This window comes from Levilactobacillus angrenensis, assembly GCF_003946085.1.
Classification (GTDB): domain Bacteria; phylum Bacillota; class Bacilli; order Lactobacillales; family Lactobacillaceae; genus Levilactobacillus; species Levilactobacillus angrenensis.
The window spans coordinates 1-3,828 of record NZ_RHOB01000047.1 but is presented as its reverse complement, the minus strand read 5'-3'; the positions used below and the strand labels follow the sequence as shown (position 1 = coordinate 3,828).

Sequence of the window (3,828 nt, the reverse complement as noted above, 5' to 3'; positions counted from 1 at the left end):
ATGGAACTAGACATTGAGAATCGTCGTCTTCAAAAGTTAGTCGGGACGCTACAAGGAATTGTTCGGAGCGTTGACCGCTTCTTACAGCGCAAATTAGGGGTTGGCTTGCCAAGTAAGTGGCTAGAACGAGCTGGACTAAAAGAACCGTCTAAAAAAGCCCCTCAGAGGCCACAGGAGCGTTCAGAGGGACAACATGATGAATTAGATGGTCCAAGTCTTTGAATTTGGTCTATGGCTTTAATTTAACCGCTGATGAGTATTGGAGCTGTTGAATGGCCGTCAGTCAACGGTAAATCGAATTAAAGGGACTTACTGCTTTAGCAGTTAGTCCCTTTTTGAGGCTTTAAGGAGTTGATTGACTAACCAAACCCAGACACTGAATTGGCTGAAAGCCAAAGTTTCCTAAACTTTGCTTTCCTGCCTAACGGCGAGTGACGGGGTGAGTTTGAGCGGGTACTCCCGCTCATTTGTGCGGTCAAGCTGGCACAGCTTGGACTGGGTTCGGGGCGTCAGCGCCCGAGGGCTTAGAAACTGGTCGATTTTGACCAGTTTCTTCTTATCTTGATACATAGATAGAAATAACGAGTTTTTTTTTTTAAGGCAAAAAAGGTGGGTAAAAGGTTGACACAACGCGGTTTAGCGGTATGATTAGGGGGTTAAATATTTATGAAAATGGTTGAACGGCTGGTGTAGTCTTTATAAACGCCGGTAAATCAACGTTTTGAAATTTTTTAGACAACAAAAAAACTCACGTGAGCTTGAAAGTTTGGCGACCTCGAGCACGTGAGCTAATAGAGTTAATTACTGGATTACTGGAATAAGTGTATGAACTTCCGTGATTAAAGTCAAGAAAAAGTGACGTCATTTTTCTAACATAAATCGTTAAAATCCAGTAGATAACAAAGATTAGCTCACATTCACGTGAAATGAATGGGGCTTTTATTATGGCAAAAATTTTGCAGGATACGACAAAATCAGGTAAACAACGTCCGTGGCGCGAGCGAAAAATTGAGAATGTAAAATACGCTGATTATTTAGAAATGCTACATTACCGTAAGGCGCGGCGGGTTAAAGAATGTGGGGAAGTCTTGCGGTTCATTGCTGATGATGAGGGGCGTTTGAAATTGGCGCAAACATGGTTTTGTAAATCGCGATTGTGCCCGTTATGTAATTGGCGTCGTGCTATGAAACAATCAAATCAATTAATGCAGATTTTGCAGGTAGCGGTTGGGCGTGAGCCAAAAGGGCGCTTTATCTTTTTAACATTGACCGAAGAAAATGCGTCGGGGACGGAGTTAAAATCGCGGTTACGTGAAATGACACGAGCGTTTAATCGATTGATTAAATATAAAAAAGTAGCTAAGAATTTGCTAGGGTTTGTCCGTTCGACCGAGATTACAGTTAGTGCTAATGAGACGTATCACCAACATATGCACGTGTTATTGTTTGTTAAATCAAGTTATTTTGCTAGTTCGGCTAATTATTTATCGCAAGCGGAGTGGACAAAGTTATGGCAAAAAGCGCGTAAATTGGACTATATGCCGATTGTCCATGTTGAAGCGATTAAACCAAACTTGAAAAAGGGTAAGAACTCGTTGCTGGCTAGTGCTCAAGAAACAGCAAAATATCAAGTTAAATCAAAGGATATTTTAACCGATAATCAAGAACGTGATTTACGAGTGGTCGAAGATTTGGAACAAGGCTTAGCCGGTTCCCGCATGCTTGGTTTTGGTGGGCTATTACGTGATATTCGTAAGAAATTACAGTTGGACGCGGACGAAGAAAATGAAAATCTGATCGATACTAGCGGTGATGATGAGGAGATTGGTGATAAGGTACGCGAAGTTGTGGCAAAATGGAATTTTGAACGTCAAAATTACTTTGTTTAGAAACAATTAAAGCCGCCAACGGGGTGGTTTTTTTATTTTGGTTTTTTGATACTTAAGTGATTCTAAAATTAATTTAATGGTTTTAGTATCGTTTATGTATCATCTGTGTTATACTAGATTTATCGAAATGGTTAACTAAAAAGGAGGACTAGTAATGAAAATTAATCGGCATGAACCCATGGTTTCAGACGGTCGTCCCCGCAGGTCGGTGGATATCGCTGAAATAAAACACTTGGCTGACCAGGGCAAATCGACGCGGCAAATTGCGGAATTATTAGGGGTCTCTAGTGCCACAGTGGTGCGGCGGCTCCAAGAAATCAGGGAGAATACAGAAGCGAAGCGCGCCCACCGTGAAGCTATGTTGTTAACGTCGCTTAGAGGCATTGAATTGAGTGAGAGCCAAAAAAGTTTGCTTTATTTTATGTCCCGCCAAAACGAGGACTATGTCGAGGCGCTGGCAAGTTTAATTTTGAAGGCGCGGCGACAGGGGTTTAAAAGTTAAATTAATTTTTTAAAAAACAAATTAGGATTGCTGAAATTAGCAATCGATGCAATTGCCGTGTATTTGTTGGGCGTGATTTCTTTTGAACTTGAAAAAAGACTGCCGAATGAAACGGCGGCTTTTTTAATTTTTGACGGCTAAAGCCAGCCAAAAATTGTGAGTATAGCTTCTAAAATTCAGGCTGATTTCACTTGTGAAAACGACTGATTTTAGTTGCGGTGCGAGAGTGAAATTTGCTAAAGCAAATGAAACGGTGGTTCTGTCCTGCCGGCAAGGCACCCGTCGGGAGACCCCTCGGCGAGCACATGGGCTAGGTACTTTACGCAAGTAAAGTATAATGTGCTATACCTTGCATGGAGGTCTGCCGGATTCTGTGCTATGCTCTAATCAAATTTAGCTGTTTGAAATGGGTGGTTAGATGAGTTATTTAGTAGCTAATATGCAGAAATTGAAAGCTGATAATCTGGTAGGCTTGGGTAATCATGATCAACGCCGAACTCAGAATCACAAAAATACCGATATTGACGTTGACCGTTCTGCTTTAAATTATGATTTGGTCGCTGGTCGGACTAATCATTTCAAAACCGATATTGAGGATTATATTAACGAGTATAAAACGAGTCAGCGAGCAGTTAGAAAAGATGCGGTCTTGGTCAATGAATGGATTATCTCAAGTGATCGTCATTTCTTTGCCGATTTAACGGCGGCTGATACGCGCAAATATTTTGAAACGGCTAAGGAATATTTTGCCGAAAAGTTTGGTGAGGAAAATATTCGTTATGCAATTGTTCATCTTGATGAGAGCACCCCACATATGCATATGGGGATTGTCCCGTTTGATGATGAACATAAATTGTCTGCTAAACGAGTTTTTAATCGCACAGCTTTGCGAGATATTCAAGATCAATTACCGACTTATTTACAACAGCATGGCTTCAATATTCAGCGTGGGGTTCAAGAATCAGAACGTAAAAGTTTAACGGTACCAGAATATAAAGCCATGCGGGAATCTATTAAGCAGGGGCAGCAAAAGTTAGCAGCGGTTGAAAATGAAACTAAACAGCGTCAAGCGAAACTTAAAACGTATCAAGCCACTAAGTTTGATGTGAACAGTGTTAAAACGAAGGAATCCCGTTTCCATAAGCGGTATGTGCTGGTTGACCGTTTTGACTTTGATAAACTTAAACAGGGCGCCAGCTTAACGGATACGTATTTTACTGAAACATTGTCCCAAAGGTCTGATATGGATATTCAAAAAGACCAGTTGATCAAAGCTGAAAGTAAGGCTATGGAACTAGACATTGAGAATCGTCGTCTTCAAAAGTTAGTCGGGACGCTACAAGGAATTGTTCGGAGCGTTGACCGCTTCTTACAGCGCAAATTAGGGGTTGGCTTGCCAAGTAAGTGGCTAGAACGAGCTGGACTAAAAGAACCGTC

Annotated in this window: 3 protein-coding genes and 1 pseudogene; all 4 read left to right on the top strand. The window is 41.4% G+C overall.

What is annotated here, in order from left to right; translation table 11 throughout:
* Window positions 1–222, top strand: a pseudogene (locus EKM83_RS13500) (MobV family relaxase); the annotation flags it as partial.
* A gap of 722 nt (window positions 223–944) precedes the next feature.
* Window positions 945–1,889, top strand: a complete 945-nt coding sequence (locus tag EKM83_RS12950; protein ID WP_125577949.1) for a protein rep — start codon at window positions 945–947, stop codon at window positions 1,887–1,889.
* 154 nt (window positions 1,890–2,043) lie between these two features.
* A complete protein-coding gene (locus tag EKM83_RS12945) occupies window positions 2,044–2,391 on the top strand; it encodes a helix-turn-helix domain-containing protein (RefSeq protein ID WP_125577947.1) in 348 nt (115 codons plus the stop codon).
* A 418-nt stretch (window positions 2,392–2,809) separates the two neighbouring features.
* A partial coding sequence (mobV, locus tag EKM83_RS12940; protein WP_164505685.1) for a MobV family relaxase occupies window positions 2,810–3,828 on the top strand: 1,019 nt, incomplete at its 3' end.

What these genes read in the sequence shown, in the direction of transcription:
- EKM83_RS12950 (WP_125577949.1), top strand. Translation starts at nt 945, where the DNA reads ATGGCAAAAATTTTGCAGGATACGACAAAATCAGGTAAACAACGTCCG.
- EKM83_RS12945 (WP_125577947.1), top strand. Translation starts at nt 2,044, where the DNA reads ATGAAAATTAATCGGCATGAACCCATGGTTTCAGACGGTCGTCCCCGC.